Here is a 20,782-nt window from a genome sequence, read left to right as displayed (position 1 = left end):
TCACAGCGAGTTGGGCACGGATCTCGTCCGGGATGCGCATACCACACCAACGAGCCACGGGACGGGAAGCAACACCTTGATGATCTGCAAGCCCTTAGGGAATGACAGGGAGGTCGTCCGGAGTCAGGTTCCCAGTCATGAGGGCGGCCTGCCAGGTCGCATGGACGCGCTCGCGTAATACCGGATCTTCGATCTCGTCCAGTTCGGGCCACAGCCTTTTTACTTCATCGACCAGACGCGGGTTGATCGACCGGAACCCCTTCGGATTCAGGAGCCGAGAGAACCAGCACCTCCGCTCACGCTGCGCCGCCACCCGCCGGAGGCGGCGAGACCCGCACCCCATTAATTTCGAAGACCTCCTTTGACAGCCATATCGTCGAAGAACTTCCGCTCTGCGGCACTGGCTTGCTCGAACAGTTCCGCATCGTCGGCGTGGAAGGCCGCGACGTCGTAGTAGCACACTTGTCCGTGGGTCCGCGTAAAGCGCCCGAGGTCCTTCCACAGATGCGGCTCTGTGACCCGCGTGCCGAGCAGGAGCTCGCCCGTGTTCGCGTAGACGAGTGCTCCTTGGTAGCCCGCTTCGGCAAGAGCCGTGAGGGCGCGGTAGGGGTTGTCGTCACCTGCTTTCGCGGCCCAGAGGGGAGCGAACTCGAAGAAGACGACGGGGCGCGCACGAGCCAGCAGCTCCCGGTTGGCGACGATAATACGAGGATCAGCACCGTCCGTGTCGATCTTCACTAGGCCTGGTGATGAAAAGCGCGCATGGGAACTCAGGATGTCCGGCAGAGAGCGGAAGGGGCGTGCCGGAACCGAACCCGAGGGCGACGGGATGAGTGCGGCGGTTCCCGCTTGTCGCCGGACGGTGTGAGTGCGGCCGGTTTCGTCAGCGGTTGTCGCAACGTACGCCTCCTCGACCTGGACGTCGCGCAGGTGCCCCACATTGCGGCGGAGAAGGTCGAGAAAGAGCCCATCGCCCTCCACGCAAAGGATCGGCGCGGTCACGGCTCCCCGCATGAGCACCGCGGTATCACCGACATTCGCACCGATGTCCACAATTGTCAGTTCCTGGCGAGCCGCCGCTGTCATGGCTACCAAGCGCAGCAGGTTCTGTGAATAGTTCGGGTACGCGGAGAGAATGAGGGGCAGGTCATGCGACAAGGGCATCACGAGTTCCTGCCCGGCGATTCGACAGGTGACGGATGGGTCGCCATGTGCTGCCCAGAAGCGGCGAGTGCGCTGGGCCGATGCCGTGATGATTCGACGACCGGTGGAGCTGTTGTGCGCTGCTGTCGCCCACGACAGCAGCGCCGATGCGATTTTATTTGGCGCCGTCTTTGCATAACTGGTCACTTGGGCAACCTAGCAGAGGCTTTACTCCGTACTCTTTCGACGCGCGGCACACGTGAACCTCGCAGAGCACCTCGGGCGCCGAGAGGGAAACCGGATACACGGGGCTGTCTCAAGCGACCCGATCCGGCTCCAATCGTGGATAGCCACGACACGTGAAACACGTCAGGAGCTGAAGTCTCTGCGTGACAATCTTGCCCAGCTGATTCGCGATTAATTACCCAATCAGTCCAGCTGCCTAAGCTCCTCGACAACCGACAGGAAGTGGCTGCCCTACGATGGACCGGTTTTCTATGACTCTGCGAAGGTGGCCACGGCCCGGCTCAGGGGCCCGAGACCGAACCGGCTGTCCGTGCGGGACGTGGCTGGCCCCCACGGCCATCCTCTGGCCGGCATGGGCCGGATGATGCGATCCAGGACACCTAAGATGCAGGTTAAGACACGTCTCGCCGTATGAATCCCGCTGGTCTTGAAAACCGTCGTGGCGCGAGCCACCGTGGGTTCAAATCCCACACCCACCGCGCAGATGAACGGCCCCTGGCCAGGCGATACGGTCGGGGGCCGTTATGTTGTGGTGTGCCCGCTCGTCTCCGTGGTTCCCCGTGGTTTCCCGCTCGATCGGGCACGGGTGGGGCACGGGCCCCTCGTTGCCTGCCGGGCCGTGATGATCACTAGCCGGTCTACTGATCAGCCCTTCCGCTGACCAGCGGTAAAGAAGAAGCCCACGGCTCTGACCAGCTCGGTTGCCGTGGGCTTCGGTCGTTGTCGGTCGACATCGGGTGACCTCGCACGGCCCGGGGACGGCCCAGCGCTGGTCCTGATTGGAACCAGCCGACGTGACCGACCTCTTGGCTGCGACAAGCCGTCGATGATCGCGAAGCAGAGTGTTTGCACCGGGAATGGGAAGGAGTCAGAGCGGGAGGGAGGACAGGAGACAACCGTGACCGTCCTCGCGATCTTTCTCCTTATCATCGGGGCGCTCTTGGTCCTGATTGGGGCGCTTCTCGTCCTTATTGGCACGTTCCTGATCGCCATCGGGGTGGCCTTGATCCTTACGGGGATGGCCCTGATCGTCGCGGGTACGTTCTTGCTGATTCGGAGACTCCTCGGCCGCGATCGAACACGATCTCACTCCTGGTGAACCTGTGGGTGGCCCCTCAGCACAGCCGCTACTGCCGAACGGAGTCGCTCGCTTGCCTCACAACGTCAGCGTTGAGGGAGGTTGCACGTACCTCGCGGACAACGCAAGCGCCGCGGACGTCCAGCTGTCCCCGGCCGACCTCGCCGACCTCGCCGACCTCGACGCCCTCCCGACCCCCGTCGGCGCCCGGTACTGACCGGCCCGCCCCGGCGCGAACCGCCCGCGCACGCCGCCGCTCGCCGTCGAACCACCTCAAAGCCGCTGCCCCGTCATCCGTGCCGCCGACGCCAGGGTGGAGCGGGCCTCCCGTGGGGTGAGGCCCGTGCGGATCGCCGCGTCGAGGAGGGCGGGGGCCAGGTCGGGGCCGAAGCCGTTCTCGTAGGCCCGGCAGGCGGCCCAGAAGAGGCGGGTGTTGCGCTGGCCCTCGTGCGCCGCGAGGACGAACTCGACCAGGCCCCGGCCGTGCCGGCCCGCCGACGAGGGAGTGGCGTGGCGCGGGCGCGGCGGGGGCGTGAGCAGGCGCAGCAGGGCGGGCGGGCAGGGCGCGGGCGGCAGATGGGCGGTGCCGGGCACCGTGCTGTACACGCCGCGGTCGGTGCGCGAGCCGGGGCCGACCAGGTAACCGCCGGCGCCCCGGACGTCGATACCGGGGGCGAGACGGCTTGCCGAGTTCGGTACGACGACGTCCGGCGGACCGCTCAGCCACAGGTGGCGTCCGCCGCTCGGGGTCACGACGACCACCGTCGCGGGGATGGTGAACAGGTGGCGCAGGGCGAGTTCGCGCAGCGCCGCCGAGGAGTCGGTGCCGGACTTGGTGTCGAGGTCGATGCCGATCAGATGGTGGGGGTGCAGGCCGCAGGCGATGCCGTAGCCGGTGGCCCAGGGCGCGGCGGCGAACAGCTCGCGGATGCGGCGGGGGTCGGTCGTGGCGTCGTACACCCCGTGTCCGAACCGGCCGCATGCGCCGTGGCAGGGGGGTGCCGTCGGGTCGGGGTCTTCACGGTGCGGGGAGCGCAGGGCCGGCAGTTTCGTGCGGGACAGCGGGATCACCGCCAGCCCGCGTTCCGCGGCGGACAGGGCGTGGGCCAGGGCCAGGGTGGTGGCCTGCCGGTCGGTGGTGGCCATGAGTCCATGTTCGTATGTGCGTTCGAAAATGGGAAGGGCGTGGGTGGGTTCCGGCGAGGCGGAGACCTTGACAGTCGCACGCATCTGACGGACAGTCAGAAATCCTTCGTTCCATGTGAGTCCCTGTCGCCACGAGATCCGGGAGGCCCGCAACGATGCGGCTCGAGGAGGACTTCGCCGCGCGGCTGAAGGCGTACGAAGGGCGGCCGGCCGTCGTCGCGGGCGTCGGCAAGGACCCGGTCAACGCGCCGATGATCCGGCACTGGTGCGAGGCGATGGGCGACACCAACCCCGCGTACACCGGCCCGGACGCCATCGCCCCGCCCACCATGCTCCAGGTGTGGACGATGGGCGGCCTTTCCGGTCACGCGGGGCGCACGCAGGAGTACGACGAGCTGTTCGCCCTGCTCGACGAAGCCGGCTGCACATCCGTCGTCGCCACCGACTGCGAGCAGGAGTACCTCCGGCCGTTGCGCCCCGGTGACGAGGTCAAGTTCGACGCGGTCATCGAGTCGGTCTCGGAGCGAAAGCGCACGAAGCTCGGCACGGGGTACTTCGTGACGACGCGGACGGACATACGCGTGGACGGCGAACCGGTGGGGACCCACCGGTTCCGGATCCTGAAGTACGCGCCGGCCAAGCACGCCCCCGCCAGGCCCACCCCCGCCAGGCCCACCCCTGCCAAGCCCGCCCCCACAACGCTCACCCCCACAACGCACCCCCCTGCCACGCTCACCCCTGCCACGCTCACCCCTGCCACGCTCACCTCTGCCACGCTCTCCCCCACCCGCACCGAGCCCGACGCCAGGCGGCCCCGTCCGGTGATCAACCGGGACAACGCCGGGTTCTGGGAGGGCGTCGCCCGGCACCAGCTGCTGATCCAGCGGTGCGCCGACTGCGGCACCCCGCGCTTCCCCTGGCTGCCGGGGTGCAACGCGTGCGGCTCGCCGGAGTGGGACGCGTTCGAGGCGAGCGGCTCGGGCACGGTCTATTCGTACGTCGTCCTGCACCATCCGCCCTTCCCGGCCTTCGACCCTCCCTACGCGGTCGGCCTGATCGAGCTCACCGAGGGCGTCCGGATCGTCAGCAACGTGATCGGGGTGCCGTACGACAAGGTGCGCATCGGCCTGCCCGTACGCCTGGCGTTCGAGCGATACGACGCGGAACTGGAACTTCCGGTGTTCCGCGCCGACGACGGCCGGGGGGTGGCGTCATGAGCGGTCTGCGCCCGGGGGCGGTACTGCCGCCGCTGGAGATCGAGATCACCCGCACGCTGATCGTGGCCGGAGCGATCGCCTCCCGTGACTACCAGGACGTACACCATGACGCCGAGTGGGCCCGGCGGAGGGGCTCCCCCGACATCTTCATGAACATCCTGACCACCAACGGCCTGGTCGGCCGGTACGTCACGGACCACTTCGGCCCGGCGGCGGTCCTGCGCAAGGTCGCCATCCGCCTCGGGGCGCCCAACCACCCGGGGGACACGATGGTGCTGACCGGCACGGTCGAGGAGGTCGACGGGGACACGGCCACGGTGAGGGTGGTCGGTGCCAACGGCATCGGCCGGCACGTCACCGGGACGGTCACCGTGACCGTCCCGGGCGGAGGACGCCGCCCCAGGGGTGCCGCATGAGCCTACGGACGAGGGACCGCCTCGGCGGGCGGGCCGCCGTCGTCGGGATCGGGGCCACCGAGTTCTCCAAGGACTCCGGGCGCAGCGAGTTGCGGCTGGCCGTGGAGGCGGTGCGGGCCGCGCTGGACGACGCCGGGCTCACGCCCGCGGACGTGGACGGCATGGCCACGTTCACGATGGACACCAGCCCCGAGATCACCGTCGCCCAGGCCGCCGGCATCGGCGAGCTGTCCTTCTTCTCCCGGGTCCACTACGGCGGCGGGGCGGCGTGCGCGACGGTCCAGCAGGCCGCGCTCGCGGTGGCGACCGGGGTGGCCGAGATCGTGGTCTGCTACCGGGCGTTCAACGAGCGCTCCGGCCGCCGCTTCGGCACCGGTGTGCAGCACCGCGAGCCGTCCGCGGAGGGCGCCGCGCTGGGCTGGTGCCTGCCGTTCGGGCTGCTCACTCCCGCGTCCTGGGTGGCGATGGCGGCCCGGCGGTACCTGCACACATACGGTCTGACGCCGGAGGCGTTCGGCCAAGTGGCGGTCGTCGACCGCGCCCACGCGGCGACGAACCCGGCGGCCCACTTCTACCGCCGGCCGATCACCCTCGCCGACCACGCGGCCTCCCGCTGGATCGTGGAACCGCTGCGGCTGCTCGACTGCTGCCAGGAGACGGACGGCGGCCAGGCCCTGGTGGTCACCTCCGTGGAACGGGCGCGGCACCTGCCCCACCCGCCCGTGGTGGTCACGGCCGCCGCCCAGGGCGCGGGCCGCGCTCAGGAGCAGATGACCAGCTTCTACCGGGACGACCTGACCGGGTTGCCGGAGATGGGCGTGGTGGCCCGCCAGCTGTGGCGGACGTCGGGAATGGGACCCACGGACATCGACGTGGGCATCCTCTACGACCACTTCACGCCGTTCGTGCTGATGCAGTTGGAGGAGTTCGGCTTCTGCCGGCCGGGTACGGCGGCGGATTTCGTGGCCGCGCGGACACTGCCGCTGAACACCCACGGAGGGCAGCTCGGGGAGGCCTACCTGCACGGCATGAACGGCATCGCCGAGGCCGTGCGGCAACTGCGCGGCACGGCGGTCAACCAGGTGCCCGGAGCCGCTCGCGCGCTGGTCACCGCGGGTACCGGCGTCCCCACCTCCGGCCTGATCCTCACGGCGGACGGATGAACGGCGCGATCGGCGCGGGCCGTTCGTCCCGGTGCGGTCGCCGTACGCGGGCGGCTCGCCCACTTCCGCCGTACTCGTCCCTCAGGGGTGAACCCTCAGGCGTACGCACCGGCTCGTCCACCTTCAGGAGGTGGGGGCAGCCCCCCGCGTACAACCTGAGGGGGAGGCGTCTTCGGGACCTGCGGCCGATCCGCCGCCCGGGGCGTGAAACCTAGCGTGGAGCCATGACCACACCCGTCTGCACCAGCGCTTCGCACGCCGCCACACCGGCGAGGCAGACCCTTCCGTTCCCGTCGTTCTCGTCGTACGTGAAGGCCCGTCAGCCGGTGCTGCTGCGCACCGCCCGGTCGCTCACCGCCAACGCCAGCGACGCGGAGGACCTGCTGCAGACCGCGCTGGCCAAGACGTACGTCGCCTGGGACCGGATCGAGGACCACCGCGCGCTCGACGGGTACGTGCGCCGCGCGCTGCTGAACACGCGGACCTCGCAGTGGCGCAAGCGCAAGGTCGACGAGTTCGTGTGCGACGAGCTGCCCGAGCCGGAGGGCCTGCCCGCCGTGGACCCGGCCGAGGAGCAGGCGCTGCACGACGCCATGTGGCGCGCGATCATGAAACTGCCCGCACGCCAGCGGGCGATGGTCGTCCTGCGCTACTACGAGGACCTCAGCGAGGCCCAGACGGCTGAGGTGCTCGGCGTCTCCGTCGGCACCGTCAAGTCCGCGGTGTCCCGCGCCTTGGGCAAGCTCCGCGAGGACCCCGAACTCGCACCGGTACGCTGAGCGCCTGCCCGCCTTGATCGATCATCCCGGGGCCTAGTGACATACCGCGTGGTATGTGCGCAGAATCAGCGCGACCCCCTACTGCCGCGCAGGCAATGACGCCCGGGAGGACTCCGTGCTGAGCACCATGCAGGACGTACCGCTGACTGTCACCCGCATCCTCGTGCACGGAGTGCTGGTGCACGGGACGTCCCGGATCACCACCTGGACCGGTGAGGGCGAGCCGCAGCGCCGCAGCTTCGCCGAGGCGGGGATCCGCGCGGTGCAGCTGGCAAACGCCCTCCGCGACGACCTCGGCGTCCGGGGCGACGACCGGGTCGCGACCCTCATGTGGAACAACGCCGAGCACGTCGAGGCCTACTTCGCGATCCCTTCCATGGGCGCGGTCCTGCACACGCTCAACCTCCGCCTGCCCGCCGAGCAGCTGGTGTGGATCGCCAACCACGCCGCCGACCGTGTGGTCATCGTCAACGGCTCGCTGCTCCCACTGCTCGCGCCCCTCCTCCCGAAGCTGCCGACGGTCGAGCACGTCGTCGTGTCGGGCCCGGGTGACCGTTCCCTCCTCGATGGGGCCCGCGCCCAGGTGCACGAGTACGAGGAGCTCATCGCGGGCAAGCCGACGACGTTCGACTGGCCCGAGATCGACGAACGCCAGGCCGCCGCCATGTGCTACACCTCCGGCACCACGGGCGACCCCAAGGGCGTCGTCTACTCCCACCGCTCGATCTATCTGCATTCCATGCAGGTCAACATGGCCCAGTCGATGGGGCTGACCGACCAGGACACCTCGCTCGTCGTGGTCCCGCAGTTCCACGTCAACGCCTGGGGCCTGCCGCACGCCACCTTCATGACCGGCGTGAACATGCTGATGCCGGACCGCTTCCTGCAGCCCGCCCCCCTCGCCGAGATGATCGAGAAGGAGCGGCCGACGCACGCCGCCGCCGTCCCCACCATCTGGCAGGGCCTGCTCGCCGAGCTCAGCTCCCGGCCCCGTGACGTCTCCTCCCTCACCCAGGTCACCATCGGCGGCTCCGCCTGCCCGCCGTCCCTCATGGAGGCCTTCGACAAGCTCGGCATGCGGGTCTGTCACGCCTGGGGCATGACCGAGACGTCTCCGCTGGGCACGGTGGCCCGGCCGCCCGCCCACGCCGTCGGCACGGACGAGGAGTTCGCCTACCGGCTGACCCAGGGCCGCTTCCCCGCCGGGGTCGAGGCCCGCCTCACCGGCCCCGGCGGCGAGCGGCTCCCGTGGGACGGCAGGTCCGCGGGCGAACTGGAGGTGCGCGGGCCGTGGATCGCGGGCGCCTACTACAACGGTCCGGACGCCGAACCGCTGCGCCCCGCCGACAAGTTCAGCGAGGACGGCTGGCTCAAGACCGGTGACGTCGGCACCATCAGCCCCGAGGGCTTTCTCACCCTCACCGACCGTGCCAAGGACGTCATCAAGTCCGGTGGCGAGTGGATCTCGTCGGTGGAGCTGGAGAACGCCCTGATGGCCCACCCGGACGTCGCCGAGGCCGCCGTCGTCGCGGTCCCGGACGAGAAGTGGGGCGAACGGCCGCTGGCCACCGTGGTGCTGAAGCAGGGCGCCACGGCTGACTTCGCGGCCCTCCGCTCCTTCCTCGCCGACGAGCGCGGGATCGCCAAGTGGCAGCTGCCCGAGCGCTGGACGATCGTCGAGGCGGTACCCAAGACGAGCGTCGGCAAGTTCGACAAGAAGGTGCTGCGGCGGCAGTACGCGGAGGGCGCGCTGGACGTCACCCAGTTCTGACGTCGGACGTGCGGTGGTCGGGGCGCTGTTTCACGTGAAACGGCGCCCCGCGCCAACTACGGGCTGAACGACCTCAGTTCGTGCCGATACGTGCCAGCAGGTCCACGATCCGCTCCTGCACCTCGGTGCTGGTCGAGCGTTCCGCCAGGAACAGGACCGTCTCGCCCGAGACCAGCCGCGGCAGGTCGGCCGGGTCCACGGCGGCGGTGTAGACGACGAGCGGGGTGCGGTTGAGCAGGTTGTTCGCGCGTAGCCAGTCCACGACTCCGGCCTGGTGGCGCTGCACCTGCATCAGGTCCATCACCACCAGGTTCGGCCGCATCTGCGCGGCCAGGGTGACCGCGTCCGCGTCCGACGCGGCCCGCGCGACCTGCATCCCGCGCCGCTCCAGCGTGGCCGTGAGCGCGAGGGCGATCTCCGCGTGCTCCTCGATGAGCAGCACACGCGGCGGATGCTGCTCGGAGTCGCGCGGGGCGAGCGCCTTCAGCAGGACGGCCGGGTCGGCGCCGTACGCCGCCTCCCGTGTGGCCTGCCCGAGCCCCGCCGTGACCATGACGGGGACTTCCGCGGCCACCGCGGCCTGGCGCAGTGACTGGAGCGCGGTGCGCGTGATCGGGCCGGTGAGCGGGTCGACGAAGAGCGCCGCCGGGAACGCGGCGATCTGCGCGTCGACCTCCTCACGGGAGTTGACGACGACGGGCCGGTAGCCCCGGTCGCTGAGCGCCTGCTGGGTCGTGACGTCCGGCGCGGGCCATACGAGCAGCCGGCGTGGGTTGTCGAGCGGCTCCGGGGGCAGCTCGTCGTCCATCGGCTGCGTGTGAGGCTGGTCGGCGATCTCCACGGCACCGCCGGGACCGTCGAGCGGCTCGGGACCTTCGTCGGCGTTCTCGTCCGGGGCCCCTATGGCGTACGACCGTCCGGCCCCCTCGGTGGCCGGGGTGAGCCGGGACTGCCCGGCCAGGGACGGCTGGGGCGGGACCGGAGCCGACAAGGGCTGGGGGTGCGGGCGCCCGGCCGCCTCGGGGCGCTCACCGGCGGGCTCGGGAGGCGTGCCGAGCTTGCGGCGGCGGCCCGAACCGTTCGACGCGTGCGGAGGAGGCGTCGGCGCCGTGGGGCGGGGCAGGCCCCCCGGCTGCGCCGTCTGCCGGGCGAAGGGCACCCCCTGACCGAGGGTGCGCACGCTGATCGCGCGGCCCTGTGTCGAGCGGGCGTCGGCGGGGGAGGCCGTCTCCGCGGGCAGCGGCTGGGGCGGACGCTGCTGCTCCGGCGGCAGCGGCGTGCCCGCCGACGGGGTGGTCGCAGGCGCCTGCGGTACGGGCATACCGGCGCCGGTGTCACCGGAACCGGGCCAGGGCTGGGGCTGCGGCTGAGCCGGGGGCACGGGGGTGCCGGGGGCGGGCTGGAGCGCCTGCGGGGGCACGGGGGTGCCGGGGGCCGGGGCGGCTGCCGTGGGCGCCGCGGCCGGCGTTGCCTGCGGACCCGGCTGAGCCTGCTGCGGCTGCGCCGCGGGCTGCAGGGGGGCGGCGGGGGGCTGACCCGGCTGCCCCGCGACGGGCGGCTGGGCGGGCACGGCGGCGGGAACCGGCTGAGCCGGGGCCATGGGCTGCCCCGCGGCCACCACCGGTCGGCCCGGCGCCATGGGCAGGGGCTGGACACCGGAGACTGGCTGGGCCGGGACGGGCTGACCGGGTGCCGCCTGGGCCGGCAGGGGCCCACCGGGCAGCGCCGGTCCACCCGGCGCGACCTGTGCTCCCTGTGCTCCCTGTGCCGGAACGGGCAGCGGGCCTTGCTGCGGGGGAACGCCTTGAGCGGGGGTGCCGGGCGCCATCTGCGCGGGCTTGTTCTGAGCAGGGGCGCCGGGCGTCATCTGTGCGGGCACGCCCTGGTGCGCCGTCCCGGTGGCGGACGGGGCGGCCGGCGCCGACTGCGGCCGCCCGGGCTCGGCGGCCGGGCGGGCGCGGCGGCGGCCCGTGGGGGCGGACACCGGGTGCGGCTGCGGCGGCGTGTGCTCGTCGGCGGCGTCGTGCGGCACGGCGTCGTGACGGCCCTCGTCAGCCTGGATGGCAGCGGACGGGCTCTGCTCCGGTGTGCGGTCCGCCTCGGCGGGCGGCAGCGCGAACACCGTCCGGGGCGCGGCTTCCGCGGCGGCGGCACGTTCGTTCGCGGCGGCCAGGGCACGCCGACGGCGTCCGGTGGGTGCGGGGGCGGCACCGGGGTCGCCGGGGGACGGCGTACCGGAGGCGGCGGGCAGCGCGGGCGGCAGCGCCTGCTGCTCGGTGTCCCGACGGGCGCGGCGGCCCGAGGGCGCGGGCACGCCTTGCGGCGGCACGGTTCCGCCGAGCCCGGTGGCCACGGCGGGGGCTCCCGCGGCGTGCTCGGCGGCGGTCACCACCGAGCCCTCGGCCACGCCTTCGGCGAGGTTCGGCCGGCCGCGCCGGCGTCCCGTACCGCCGGCGGCCTCGACGGCACCGTCGCCGCCGGTCGCCTGCGCCGCAACCATTGCCTCGGCGGCGGGTTCCGGCGCCGCACGTCGCCGACGCCGCCCGGTGGGCGCCGCCGCGGCGGGATCGGACGGGGCGGGGGCGGATTCGCCGACCTCGCTCTCCAGGAACGCGTCCACGGACGACCGGCGAGCGCGCCGCCGGCCGCCGCCCTGCGGTTCGCCCTGCTCGGGCAGTGCGAGTTCGGTGCCCGGCGCCTCCGCCGGGGTCTCGGTCGCGGGGTCCGCCGGGGCCGCCGCGACCGCACCCGCGCCGCCGCCGAGCGGCACTTCGAGTACGTACGCGCTGCCGCTCATGCCCGGCACCTCGTGCGTCTGCAGCACACCGCCGTGCGCGCGCACGATGCCGCCGACGATCGGCTGGTGCACCGCGTCTCCGCCGGCGTACGGGCCGCGCACCTCGATCCGTACGACCTCGCCGCGCTGCGCGGCGGCCACGACGACGGTGTTGTCCATGTAACCGCCGGCCGAGACCGGCGCGTTGCCCGTGGAGTCGACGCCCGCCACGTCCGCGATCAGATGCGCGAGCGCCTGCGCGAGCCGCTGCGGGTCGACCTCCGCCTCGATGGGCGGAGCGTGCACCGCGAACTGGACCCGGCCCGGGCCGATCAGCTCGACGGCGCCGTCGACACCGGCGGCGACCACCGCGTCGAGCATGACGGCCGTCCGTACGAGGTCGTCGTCGCCGGCGTCGAGCCGCTGGTATCCGAGGACGTTGTCGATGAGCGTGGTGATGCGCGAGTAACCGGCCGCGAGATGGTGGAGCACCTGGTTGGCCTCCGGCCACAGCTGGCCGGCGTCGTCCGCGGCGAGCTTGGACAGCTCACCGCGCAGTTCGTCGAGGGGGCCGCGCAGGGACTGGCCGAGCACTGCGAGCAGTTGGTCGTGCCGGGCGGTCAGCGCCTCGTAGCGGTCCTTCTCACGCTCGCCCAGGGCGGCGTAGCGTTCCTCCCCGGCCGCGATCTCCTCCGCGTGCCGCTCGCGCAGCTCGGCGAGCTCGGCGGCATGCTCCTCACGCAGCCGCTCCAGTTCCTCCCGGTGCTCCTTGGCGACCCGCTCCAGCTCCTCCCGGTGCTGCCTGGCGGCCTCGTCCTTCTCCGTGACGAGCGCGTCGAACGGGCGCCGGTCGGTGAAGGTCATCACGGCACCGACGATCTGGTCGCCGTCGCGCACCGGCGAGGTCGTCAGGTCGACCGGCACCTTGTCCCCGGCCTTCGACCACAGGACCTGCCCGCGCACCCGGTGCTTGCGCCCCGAGCGCAGGGTGTCGTGCAGCGGCGACTCGGTGTACGGGAAGGGGGAGCCGTCTTCGCGGGAGTGCAGGACGAGCGTGTGCAGCTCTTTCCCGCCCAGGTCACTGGCCCGGTACCCGAGGATCTGGGCGGCGGCCGGATTGACGAGCACGATCCGGCCGTCCGTGTCGGTGCCCACGACCCCCTCGGCCGCGGCCCGCAGGATCATCTCGGTCTGCCGCTGCGAGCGGGCGAGTTCGGCCTCCGTGTCGACGGTGCCGGACAGGTCGCGGACGACCAGCATCAGCAGTTCGTCGCCGGTGTAGCCGTAGCCGTCGTAGGCCTGCCGGCCGTCCTCCAGGTTGGCGCTCGTGACCTCGACGGGGAACTCGCTGCCGTCCGTGCGCCGGGCGATCATCCGGGTCGGCTTGGTCTGCCCGCGCGGGTCGAGGGAGTCGGGGCGTCGCATGGAGCCGGGGATCAGCCGCGAGTCGAACTGCGGCAGCAGGTCGAGCAGCCCGCGCCCGACGAGCGCAGTCCCGGGTGTCTCGAAGGTCTCCAGGGCGATGGTGTTGGCGTTGACGACCGTGCCGTTGGCGTTGACCAGCACCAATGCGTCGGGGAGCGCGTCCAGTATGGCAGCGAGGCGAGCAGCGCCTCGGGATGGCCTGCTGCTCACGAGACGCTTCCTCCCTGTTACCGCACCTTGCTCACCGCGGGGGCCATCTTGCCAACCGGCCCGCGGTGTGTCACGCGAGGGAGTCTACGGGGAGTCGTAGCGCCCGCGGCGCCGGATGAGAGGGAGGTCGCACGCGGAAGTGACGCAGAACCTGTGACCGCGCAGGTAGCTGTACCAAGGGGGTCCGGCGCGTCGCTCGCTACGAACGAACGTTTGGCAGCAGCGGCACCAGCGCGTCCCAGCCGGCGATCCGGCACCCGTCCCCACGGTCGAACCATGCGTCGACCGGCCGCCCGGCCCACCTCCCGGTGACGTGCGCGGCGGCGGGCCCGCCGTACTGCAGGGTGCAGTGCCTGCCCGGCGGCACCGGGGCGAAGGGGTCCCGCCCCCAGACGGTGCGCCGCTCGAGCACGGCACAGGCGCGGCCGGCGGCGGGGTGGGTGCCGCCTGCCGGATGGCACCGCAGCACGTAAGTCCCGTCGGCACGCCCGGCATGACGGACGGTGACGAGGAGCCGGTCACCGTGCGGCGCGGCACGATGACCGTGCGCGTGCGCGGGGCCGATCGTGGTGGCAAGGGGGAGCAGCGCGAGGGCCGCGAGCAGGAGAGAGCGGTGACGAAGGCGGAAGTGGACCATGCCCTGCCTAACGGCAGCGGAGTGCAGCAGTTGCGGAGCGTGCCGGCGAATGCCGCGCAGGGCGAGGTCCGGGGAGTCGAAGGGCCATCCCGGTGGGGGCCGCTTCAGGTCCCAACGGGCCCCAACAGGCCCCATCAGGCGCCAACAGGCCCCAACAGGCCCCAACAGGGCTCATTGGTGTCCATCGGGACTCGACGGGTCCCTATGCGGCCCAGTGCTTTGCCCTGCGGGCTTTCCGCCTAGTACCGTAGGAGCCGATTGGTGACACCCCGCTCGGCTGTGTCATCATCTGCACGCACCACTCGCGCTCGCGCGTGAGCGGTTGTGCTGGAGGCGTCGCCTAGTCCGGTCTATGGCGCCGCACTGCTAATGCGGTTTGGGCCTTAAAGCCCATCGAGGGTTCAAATCCCTCCGCCTCCGCCACCTGACCAGGGAGTTCGGCCGAAATTGGCTGGGCTCCCTGAGTTGCGTCTGGGGCCGTTTTTAGCCCCCTGATGGCACGGTGTTGGCACCAACCGCCGAAAGGCGGTTCTGGCGGGGGATGAAGGCCGCAATCTTGCGCGTGGCGTCCTCGGCCAGCTCCTCCGCGACGACCGCGTACACGTCCTTCGTGAAGGACACCGACGCATGCCCGAGCACCTCGGAAACGAACTTGTCATCGACCCCCGCAGCGATCAGCATCGTGGCCGCGCCGTGACGTAGATCATGGAAGCGGATGGGCGGCAGCGTCATCCGCATGGCGACCTCGACCGCGGCCTCGGTCGTCCGGAACTTCCGGGCGATCCGCTCCACCGACCAACCCTCCTTGGCCTTCTTCCGGATGTTCGCGTGCCGCTCGAGGAGGATCCGGAACCGGCTCGACAGGTACTCCGCCTTCAGCGCCGTGCCGTCCTCGTAGCAGAACACCCGGCCGGCGTCCTGGTACAGCTCGCCCCACTGCAGCCGCTCCTCGAGCTTCCGCTTCCGCCATGCCTTCAGGACACGGACGGTCTCGTCGTCGAGGGGGATCTGCCGGTAGCCGGCCTCGGTCTTCGTGTCGTCCAGCTCGTCGTCATCCGCGGACTGCAGGACGTGAAGCCGCCTCCGCTCGAGGCTGAGGTCTTTCTCCTCGGCGCCGACCAGCTCGCCGCGCCGCGGGCCGAAGTAGCTGTCCACATGAAATGCCGGGTACATCCGCTCCTCGGAGGCCTCGGCGAAGTCGAGGAAGTTGCCGGTCTGGTCCGACGTCCAGACCATGACTTTGGCCGGGATGCTGCCAGTTTTCTCCCAGGCTTCGACGCGCTCGGCTGTCCACAGCAGGGGACGGGCGCGGCCCTGCTTCCGCTTGCCACCCTTCGAGCGCCAGACCCCGTCCGCGGGGTTGTCCGGCCGGATCTTCGACAGCTTCACGGCATCCGTGAGAGCCCCGTGCAGGACCGCGTGCACTCGGCGGATCCGGCCCTCGGAGATCGGACGCGAGTGCAGTCGGCGGCCGTCTCTGGTGGCCCGTGCATCCTTCAGGCGGCGCAGGATCTCCGACCGGTCGCCCTGCTCCTCGGGCCTGTTCAACTTCCGCATGGCCGCGTACAGCTCACGGAAGTGCTCGTCAGTGAGATCGACGACCTTGATATGCCCGAGGCCCGGCCGTCCGTACAGGTCGATCGCCTCGCGCTCGGCGTCGAGGGTGCTCTTCTTCAGTCCCTCGCCCGTCTCGGCCTCCGACTTCCGCCAGGCGTAGCGACGTTCGAGGTACTCGCCGAACGTGGTCTTCCGCTCGTCGTGCGCCTTCGGGTTGGCGGCCGTGCCGAGCACCTTCGCCAGTTCCTTCTTGCACTCCGTCTCGGTGGTGTACGGGCCGATGCGAGGCTGTCGGCGCTTCCCGTCCGCAGACTTCGGCGCCTCATATCTCGCGTACCAGCCGCCGTGACCCTTCTTGCTGAGGTCCGGGCACTTCTTGCCGAGGAGCCGTTTCGGGTCCCGGCATGAACACGCCTTGAACGGCTTCATTCACTCCCCCTTCGTGTCGTCCTTGGCGGTGTCGTCTTCGATGCCGCCCTCGGCGGCGAGCCTCTCGCGGAACTGCTCGAACTGAACGCCCGGATGCACGACGGGCCTCGTGCCGAACCGCTCCTGCAGTTCTTCCAGCTCGATGCCGAGCTGCTGGTAGCGGCGCAGCGCCATACGCACTCGCGCCGCTTCAGCGCCCCCGCCGGCTTCCGGTGAGACCAGGTCCTCGATGAGGTCGGCCAACTGGCTGGCAAGCCGAAGCGCCGGATGCTCGGTGACGCGCTTCAGCGCTGGGGGCAGCGTCAGAGCCGCGTATTCCTCCTGTCGACGCTCGTGCTTCTGCTGACGCTCGTATGCCTCCGCGGCGATCGCCGGGTCGGCCCCTGGGTCCGCCGGGTTGACACCCTCGCCGGGCTCCCAGTCTTCCGCCGTTGTCAGGCCCTGGAGCCACCGCCAGGCCGTGCGGCTCGTCACCTGGTGGTCCTCGGAAAGACTGACCAGGTCATCACCGAACGTGGGCGGCAGCAAGAGCGCTGCAGGCGAGACGTTCAGGGCCTCCGCGATGGCCATCAGGTCGTCGACGTCGACCCGCCGTTCACCGCGCTCGATTTTGCTGAGCACCGTTGGCAGCATCGGCCGACCCAAGGATCCGACGAGAGCGGATACGTCCTTCTGGTCCAGATTCCGCGCTCTACGGATGCGCTTGACGTTCTCGCCGACCCGCTTTGCCGTCGGGCCGGACACCACCGCATTAGAAGCCATGATGGAAAGTCTGCGGCACGGAGTAGACATACCGCAAGCTACTCGCTTATCCTCCGTTACATGGAACGCATTAGCCATCATGGCTTCTGTGTGGCTCACCTTGGAGTTCTGATGCCACAGCACACCATGGCGGGCGACGAGGATTGGCTCACGCCCATCGAGACGGCCGAGATCGTGAACGTCGCCCCGCAGACGCTCGCCAACTGGCGAGCGCAGGGAACCGGACCGAGCTACTCGAAGCTGTCGGAGGGGCGGGCTGGCCGTATCCGCTACCGACGCCGCGACGTCCTCTCGTGGCTCGCCGAGCGACGGGTGGCCGCCTGATGAAGATCTGGACCCGTGACGAGGTCGAGGCCAAGGGGCCGACGACAGAGGTTCCCGTCCTCGCCGAGATCCTGGGCGTCGACAAGGACACGATCTACGACGCGATCCGCCGCGGCGACTGGACCATGACCCGCGTCCTGCGCCTCGGTCGCCGCATCAAGATCCCGACCGTCGACATCGTCACGTATCTGTTCGGCCCCGCCGGGGCTTCCCCGGCCGTGCCATCGCAGTGCCGACACGACGACTCGCCGCAGGTCACGGCGCACCAATCGCAGTCTCAATGCGGTTGCACCCCAGCCCATTCCGGGGTCGTACACCAGCTCCGAGGGGCATAAGAGAGGCCCCCGCCAGACCGGTGTTCCCGCACCGGATCGACAGGGGCCTGCTCATCCCGTACACGCCCCCAGCCCAACCACCACAGCCGACGGGGCTACGTACTCACAGAACGGAATCCATCGCCATGGCAATAGTGGCACATCGCACCGAGACAGCGCCCCCCGGTCCTGTGGCCGCGCGCCAGACAGAGCTGTTCCCCGTGGACGCCAGGGACGATCGGCCCGTCGCCCGGCCGCTCCTGCTCGCCACCCGCGGGCGAACCGAGTACGGGGTGCGCTGCCCCGAGTGCGGCCAGATGCACCGGCATATCCACCTCGGGCTCGTCACCGCGCCCTGCGGGGCTAAGTACCACGTCCAGCCCAAGCGCGGGCGGACGCGGAGGGCGGCGTGAGCGCACCGTCCCAACGTGCTGCGTGGCTCCGCGCGCAGGAGGCAGCACACCAGGCCGCAGCGCGGGGACTCCACGCGTTCCCGATCGGACGGGCCAAGCTGCCCGCCATCCGGTCTCCACACCGTGATGACCCGCCGGGGACTCCGCCGTGCCGTGGGGCATGTGGACGCCTCGGGCACGGCGTACACGATGCGACGACCGACCCGAAACGGCTCGATGAACTGTTCGACGCGGCCCCGTATGCCACCGGCTACGGCATCGCCTGCGGGCGCGGCAACGAGCCGCTCCTCGGTATCGACCTCGACCGGAAGAACGGCGTCGATGGCGTTGCCTCTCTGCTTGCCCTGGCGGAGCAGCACGGATGCACCGTGCCCGAAACGACCGTCGTCGGCACCCCGTCCGGCGGGCTGCACCTGTGGCTCACCGGCCCGGCTGGGGCCCCTGTCCGCAACAGTGCGGGCAAGCTCGGTCCGGGCATCGACGTCCGCGGCTACGGCGGATACCTCGTCGGCCCGGGGTCATGGACCCCGAAGGGCATCTATCACTTCGTCGAGCGACGGCCGGCCGCCGAACTCCCGGACAAGTTGCTCGCGCTGATGCTCCCTGCACCGTCAGCGAGCCCGCGGCCGGTGTGCCTGCCCGGTCCTAGCCGGGGCGCGGCCCTGGTCGGCCTGGTCAAGTTCGTCCTCCAGGCGCCCGAGGGCGAGCTCAACAACCGCTTGTACTGGGCGGCCTGCCGTGCGTTCGAGACGGGCGTCGATGCCGACGCCATCAGTCGCGCCCTTGTCGATGCCGCGGCTTCCCTGGGCCACCCCGAACGCGCTGCTGAACGCACCGTCACCAGCGCCCGCAACGCACCTATGAGGACCAGCGCATGAGCGACGACGAGAACAACATCGACGACGAGGCGCGGGAGATCCTCACCCGGGCTGGCCTCGCTGACGAGGCGGAAGCCAGCAGCAAGAAGGAACGCGGCCCCTCTCAGGCCTCGCAACTCGTCGCTCTCGCTCGCGAGAAGTACGAGCTCTTCATGAGCGCGGACGGCCGCCCCTACGGGGTGAAGAAGGACGGCGCGAACATTGCCCTGCCTCTCCGCGGAAAGGCGGGCCTGCGCTCCCAGCTCGCCCTGCTCTACACCGACAGCAGCGGCGGCGCAGCGCCCTCGCAATCTGCGCTTGCTGACGCCATGACCGTGCTGGAGGGCGCCGCCCAGGCCGCAGACCCGCGCGTCCCCCACCTGCGCATCGGGCGCCACGGTGACCGAATCGTCATCGACCGCGGTACCGCAGACGGAGACTGCGTCATCGTGGGCCCCGACGGGTGGGAGCGCTCGGCGAAGTCGCCAGTGCTGTTCCGCCGCTCCGGTGCCATGAAGCCGCTGCCCGCACCCGTCCGGGACGGCGACGGGCTGGCCAAGTTGCGGGACCTGCTGAACATGAGCGACGAGTCTTTTCACCTCCTGGTCGCCTGGCTCGTCGCCGCGTTCATCCCCGACCTCCCGCACCCGATCCTGACGTTCCGCGGGGAGCAGGGCACTGGCAAGTCGTACTCCGCGAAGATGGTGATCGGCATCGTCGACCCTTCCGGCGCGCCGAAGCGCACGGCACCGCGGGACATCAAGTCCTGGGCGACACAGGCCTTCAACTCGTGGGCGCTGTGCATCGACAACGTCTCCGTCATCGCTGACTGGCTCTCTGACGCTCTCTGCCGTGCGGTCACCGGCGACGGCATCGTGGACCGGGCCCTGTACACCGACGACGACGTGGTCGTCCTCGAGTTCCGCCGAGTCCTGGCCATGACCACCATCGACGCCGGCGCGCTCGCGGGCGACCTCGCCGAGCGGCTCCTGACCATCGAGCTGCACACCATCCCGGACCGCGAGCGGCGCGAAGAGGCCGAGCTCGACGAGGCGTATGCCGACTCGCATTCGGCGATCCTCGCCAGCCTTTTCGACCTGCTGTCCAGCGTGCTGAAGGTGCTGCCGGATGTGCAGCTGACCGAGCGTCCGCGCATGGCGGACTTTGCGCGCATCCTCGCCGCCGTCGACCAGGTGAAGGACTGGACGACGACGGAGACGTACAAGGCGACCGCCCGGGACGCGGTGGCCGACGTTCTCGACGGCGAGCCGTTCGCCCATGCGGTCGTCGCCCTCGTCGACCGGGCCGGTCCGGACGGAGTGACGCTCACCGCCTCGGAGCTGCTGGAGCGTGTCCCCACGCCGGACAAGCTGCCGAAGCGGTGGCCGAAGGATCCGACGCGCGCCGGCGGACAGCTCAAGCGGCTCGCCCCCGCGCTGCGCACGATCGGCATCGAGGTGGACGACAGCAAGCGCGGTCCGAAGCCCAAGAAGCAGCGGCTCTACACGCTGACGGCCACGGAGGAGCGCCGGAAGGCGAACGCCGAACAAGCCAGGCATGACCAGAGTGAAAGGTCAGGACAGCGTCCCCCAGCGTCCCCCCAGGGCTCCGAAAGTGCTCTGACCAGCGGAAGCAGGGGGGACGCTGAAGGGGGGACGCTAGCGGTCCCCACCTTCGGAGGGGGGACGCTGGGGACCGCTGAGGGGGACGCTGCGCTCTTCGTAGCGTCCCCCCAAGACATCGTCCCTGACCTGGGCGTATACGGCAGGGGGGACGCTGGGGACGCTGGGGACGCTGAAATGCGGCCTCTCTCTGATGCCGTCACCTGTACCGAGTGCGGCTACCCGCTCGACGTCATCGAGCCCGGACAGACCACTCACCCCACGTGCTGACCACCAACCCATCGAAAGGGACCGTCATGACCTGTCGAACCGAAGGGGGGTCGTCATGACCAAGCGCGTCACGGACACGGACGGCATACCCGACCGCGCGGGCGCCCACGTGATTGTGCCGTTTCCGTGGTGCTGTCTGTAAGCAGTTCTTTGGGCTCCACTGCACCGAGTTGTTTTGGCTCCACTGACGGGCCGGAGGGGGCGTGCGGTGGTGTGATTCACGCCTT

Annotated in this window: 17 protein-coding genes and 1 tRNA gene; 12 read left to right on the top strand and 6 right to left on the bottom strand. The window is 70.7% G+C overall.

Annotation, left to right across the window (positions count from 1 at the left end):
* Positions 1–342: 342 nt before the first annotated feature.
* Positions 343–1,350 carry an FkbM family methyltransferase gene (locus tag ACFYZJ_RS39060; RefSeq protein WP_388577073.1) on the bottom strand — a complete coding sequence of 336 codons (1,008 nt, stop codon included), beginning with the start codon at positions 1,348–1,350 and terminating at the stop codon, positions 343–345.
* 937 nt (positions 1,351–2,287) lie between these two features.
* Here ACFYZJ_RS39060 and ACFYZJ_RS39055 point away from each other — a divergent pair.
* Both ACFYZJ_RS39055 and ACFYZJ_RS39050 read left to right on the top strand, forming a co-directional pair.
* Entirely contained in the window at positions 2,288–2,488 is a 201-nt protein-coding gene (locus tag ACFYZJ_RS39055; protein WP_388577070.1) for a hypothetical protein, read from the top strand.
* 52 nt (positions 2,489–2,540) lie between these two features.
* A complete protein-coding gene (locus ACFYZJ_RS39050; protein WP_388577067.1) occupies positions 2,541–2,684 on the top strand; it encodes a hypothetical protein in 144 nt (47 codons plus the stop codon).
* Positions 2,685–2,740: 56 nt separating this feature from the next.
* Here the strand turns inward: ACFYZJ_RS39050 and ACFYZJ_RS39045 are convergent, their stop codons facing one another.
* Positions 2,741–3,613, bottom strand: a complete 873-nt coding sequence (locus ACFYZJ_RS39045) for a bifunctional DNA primase/polymerase (RefSeq protein WP_388577064.1) — start codon at positions 3,611–3,613, stop codon at positions 2,741–2,743.
* Between the two features lie 155 nt (positions 3,614–3,768).
* Here ACFYZJ_RS39045 and ACFYZJ_RS39040 point away from each other — a divergent pair, with 155 nt between their 5' ends.
* The 5 genes from ACFYZJ_RS39040 to ACFYZJ_RS39020 all read left to right on the top strand — a co-directional run bounded on the left by ACFYZJ_RS39040 (position 3,769) and on the right by ACFYZJ_RS39020 (position 8,959).
* Positions 3,769–4,830 carry a bifunctional MaoC family dehydratase N-terminal/OB-fold nucleic acid binding domain-containing protein gene (locus tag ACFYZJ_RS39040; RefSeq protein ID WP_388577062.1) on the top strand — a complete coding sequence of 354 codons (1,062 nt, stop codon included), beginning with the start codon at positions 3,769–3,771 and terminating at the stop codon, positions 4,828–4,830.
* Positions 4,827–5,246: an acyl dehydratase gene (locus ACFYZJ_RS39035; protein WP_388577060.1), complete on the top strand. Its 420-nt coding sequence runs from the start codon at positions 4,827–4,829 to the stop codon at positions 5,244–5,246. Before ACFYZJ_RS39040 ends, ACFYZJ_RS39035 begins: the two co-directional genes overlap by 4 nt.
* Positions 5,243–6,409, top strand: coding sequence for a lipid-transfer protein (locus ACFYZJ_RS39030; protein ID WP_388577058.1), 1,167 nt, complete (start codon positions 5,243–5,245; stop codon positions 6,407–6,409). Before ACFYZJ_RS39035 ends, ACFYZJ_RS39030 begins: the two co-directional genes overlap by 4 nt.
* A gap of 224 nt (positions 6,410–6,633) precedes the next feature.
* Positions 6,634–7,188, top strand: a complete 555-nt coding sequence (locus ACFYZJ_RS39025) for a SigE family RNA polymerase sigma factor (protein ID WP_388577055.1) — start codon at positions 6,634–6,636, stop codon at positions 7,186–7,188.
* Between the two features lie 115 nt (positions 7,189–7,303).
* The gene (locus tag ACFYZJ_RS39020) at positions 7,304–8,959 is read left to right on the top strand and encodes a long-chain fatty acid--CoA ligase (RefSeq protein WP_388577076.1); all 1,656 of its coding nucleotides are present in this window, start codon (positions 7,304–7,306) and stop codon (positions 8,957–8,959) included.
* A 73-nt stretch (positions 8,960–9,032) separates the two neighbouring features.
* On the opposite strand, the gene ACFYZJ_RS39015 is transcribed toward ACFYZJ_RS39020, so the two are convergent.
* Entirely contained in the window at positions 9,033–13,370 is a 4,338-nt protein-coding gene (locus ACFYZJ_RS39015; RefSeq protein WP_388577052.1) for a PAS domain-containing protein, read from the bottom strand.
* A gap of 199 nt (positions 13,371–13,569) precedes the next feature.
* Positions 13,570–14,142, bottom strand: a complete 573-nt coding sequence (locus ACFYZJ_RS39010) for an SSI family serine proteinase inhibitor (protein WP_388577049.1) — start codon at positions 14,140–14,142, stop codon at positions 13,570–13,572.
* A 194-nt stretch (positions 14,143–14,336) separates the two neighbouring features.
* On the opposite strand from ACFYZJ_RS39010, the gene ACFYZJ_RS39005 reads away from it, so the two are divergent.
* Positions 14,337–14,430, top strand: a tRNA-Ser gene (locus ACFYZJ_RS39005).
* A gap of 60 nt (positions 14,431–14,490) precedes the next feature.
* On the opposite strand, the gene ACFYZJ_RS39000 is transcribed toward ACFYZJ_RS39005, so the two are convergent.
* Together ACFYZJ_RS39000 and ACFYZJ_RS38995 are read right to left on the bottom strand one after the other, a co-directional pair.
* The gene (locus ACFYZJ_RS39000; protein WP_388577047.1) at positions 14,491–15,993 is read right to left on the bottom strand and encodes a tyrosine-type recombinase/integrase; all 1,503 of its coding nucleotides are present in this window, start codon (positions 15,991–15,993) and stop codon (positions 14,491–14,493) included.
* Complete coding sequence (locus ACFYZJ_RS38995; protein ID WP_388577044.1) at positions 15,994–16,755, bottom strand: helix-turn-helix domain-containing protein; 762 nt, start codon at positions 16,753–16,755, stop codon at positions 15,994–15,996. It abuts the gene before it with no gap.
* A 111-nt stretch (positions 16,756–16,866) separates the two neighbouring features.
* On the opposite strand from ACFYZJ_RS38995, the gene ACFYZJ_RS38990 reads away from it, so the two are divergent.
* From ACFYZJ_RS38990 to ACFYZJ_RS38975, 4 genes are all read left to right on the top strand, one after another.
* Entirely contained in the window at positions 16,867–17,079 is a 213-nt protein-coding gene (locus ACFYZJ_RS38990) for a helix-turn-helix transcriptional regulator (protein ID WP_388577041.1), read from the top strand.
* Entirely contained in the window at positions 17,079–17,414 is a 336-nt protein-coding gene (locus tag ACFYZJ_RS38985; protein WP_388577038.1) for a helix-turn-helix domain-containing protein, read from the top strand. The genes ACFYZJ_RS38990 and ACFYZJ_RS38985 overlap by 1 nt, the downstream gene beginning before the upstream one ends.
* A gap of 388 nt (positions 17,415–17,802) precedes the next feature.
* Positions 17,803–18,684 carry a bifunctional DNA primase/polymerase gene (locus ACFYZJ_RS38980; RefSeq protein WP_388577036.1) on the top strand — a complete coding sequence of 294 codons (882 nt, stop codon included), beginning with the start codon at positions 17,803–17,805 and terminating at the stop codon, positions 18,682–18,684.
* On the top strand, positions 18,681–20,555 hold the full coding sequence (locus tag ACFYZJ_RS38975) for an ATP-binding protein (protein WP_388577033.1): 1,875 nt from the start codon (positions 18,681–18,683) through the stop codon (positions 20,553–20,555). Before ACFYZJ_RS38980 ends, ACFYZJ_RS38975 begins: the two co-directional genes overlap by 4 nt.
* Positions 20,556–20,782 lie beyond the last annotated feature (227 nt).

It is taken from the genome of Streptomyces sp. NPDC001848 (assembly GCF_042891915.1).
Lineage (GTDB): Bacteria > Actinomycetota > Actinomycetes > Streptomycetales > Streptomycetaceae > Streptomyces.
This window is presented reverse-complemented; position numbering and strand designations above follow the sequence as displayed.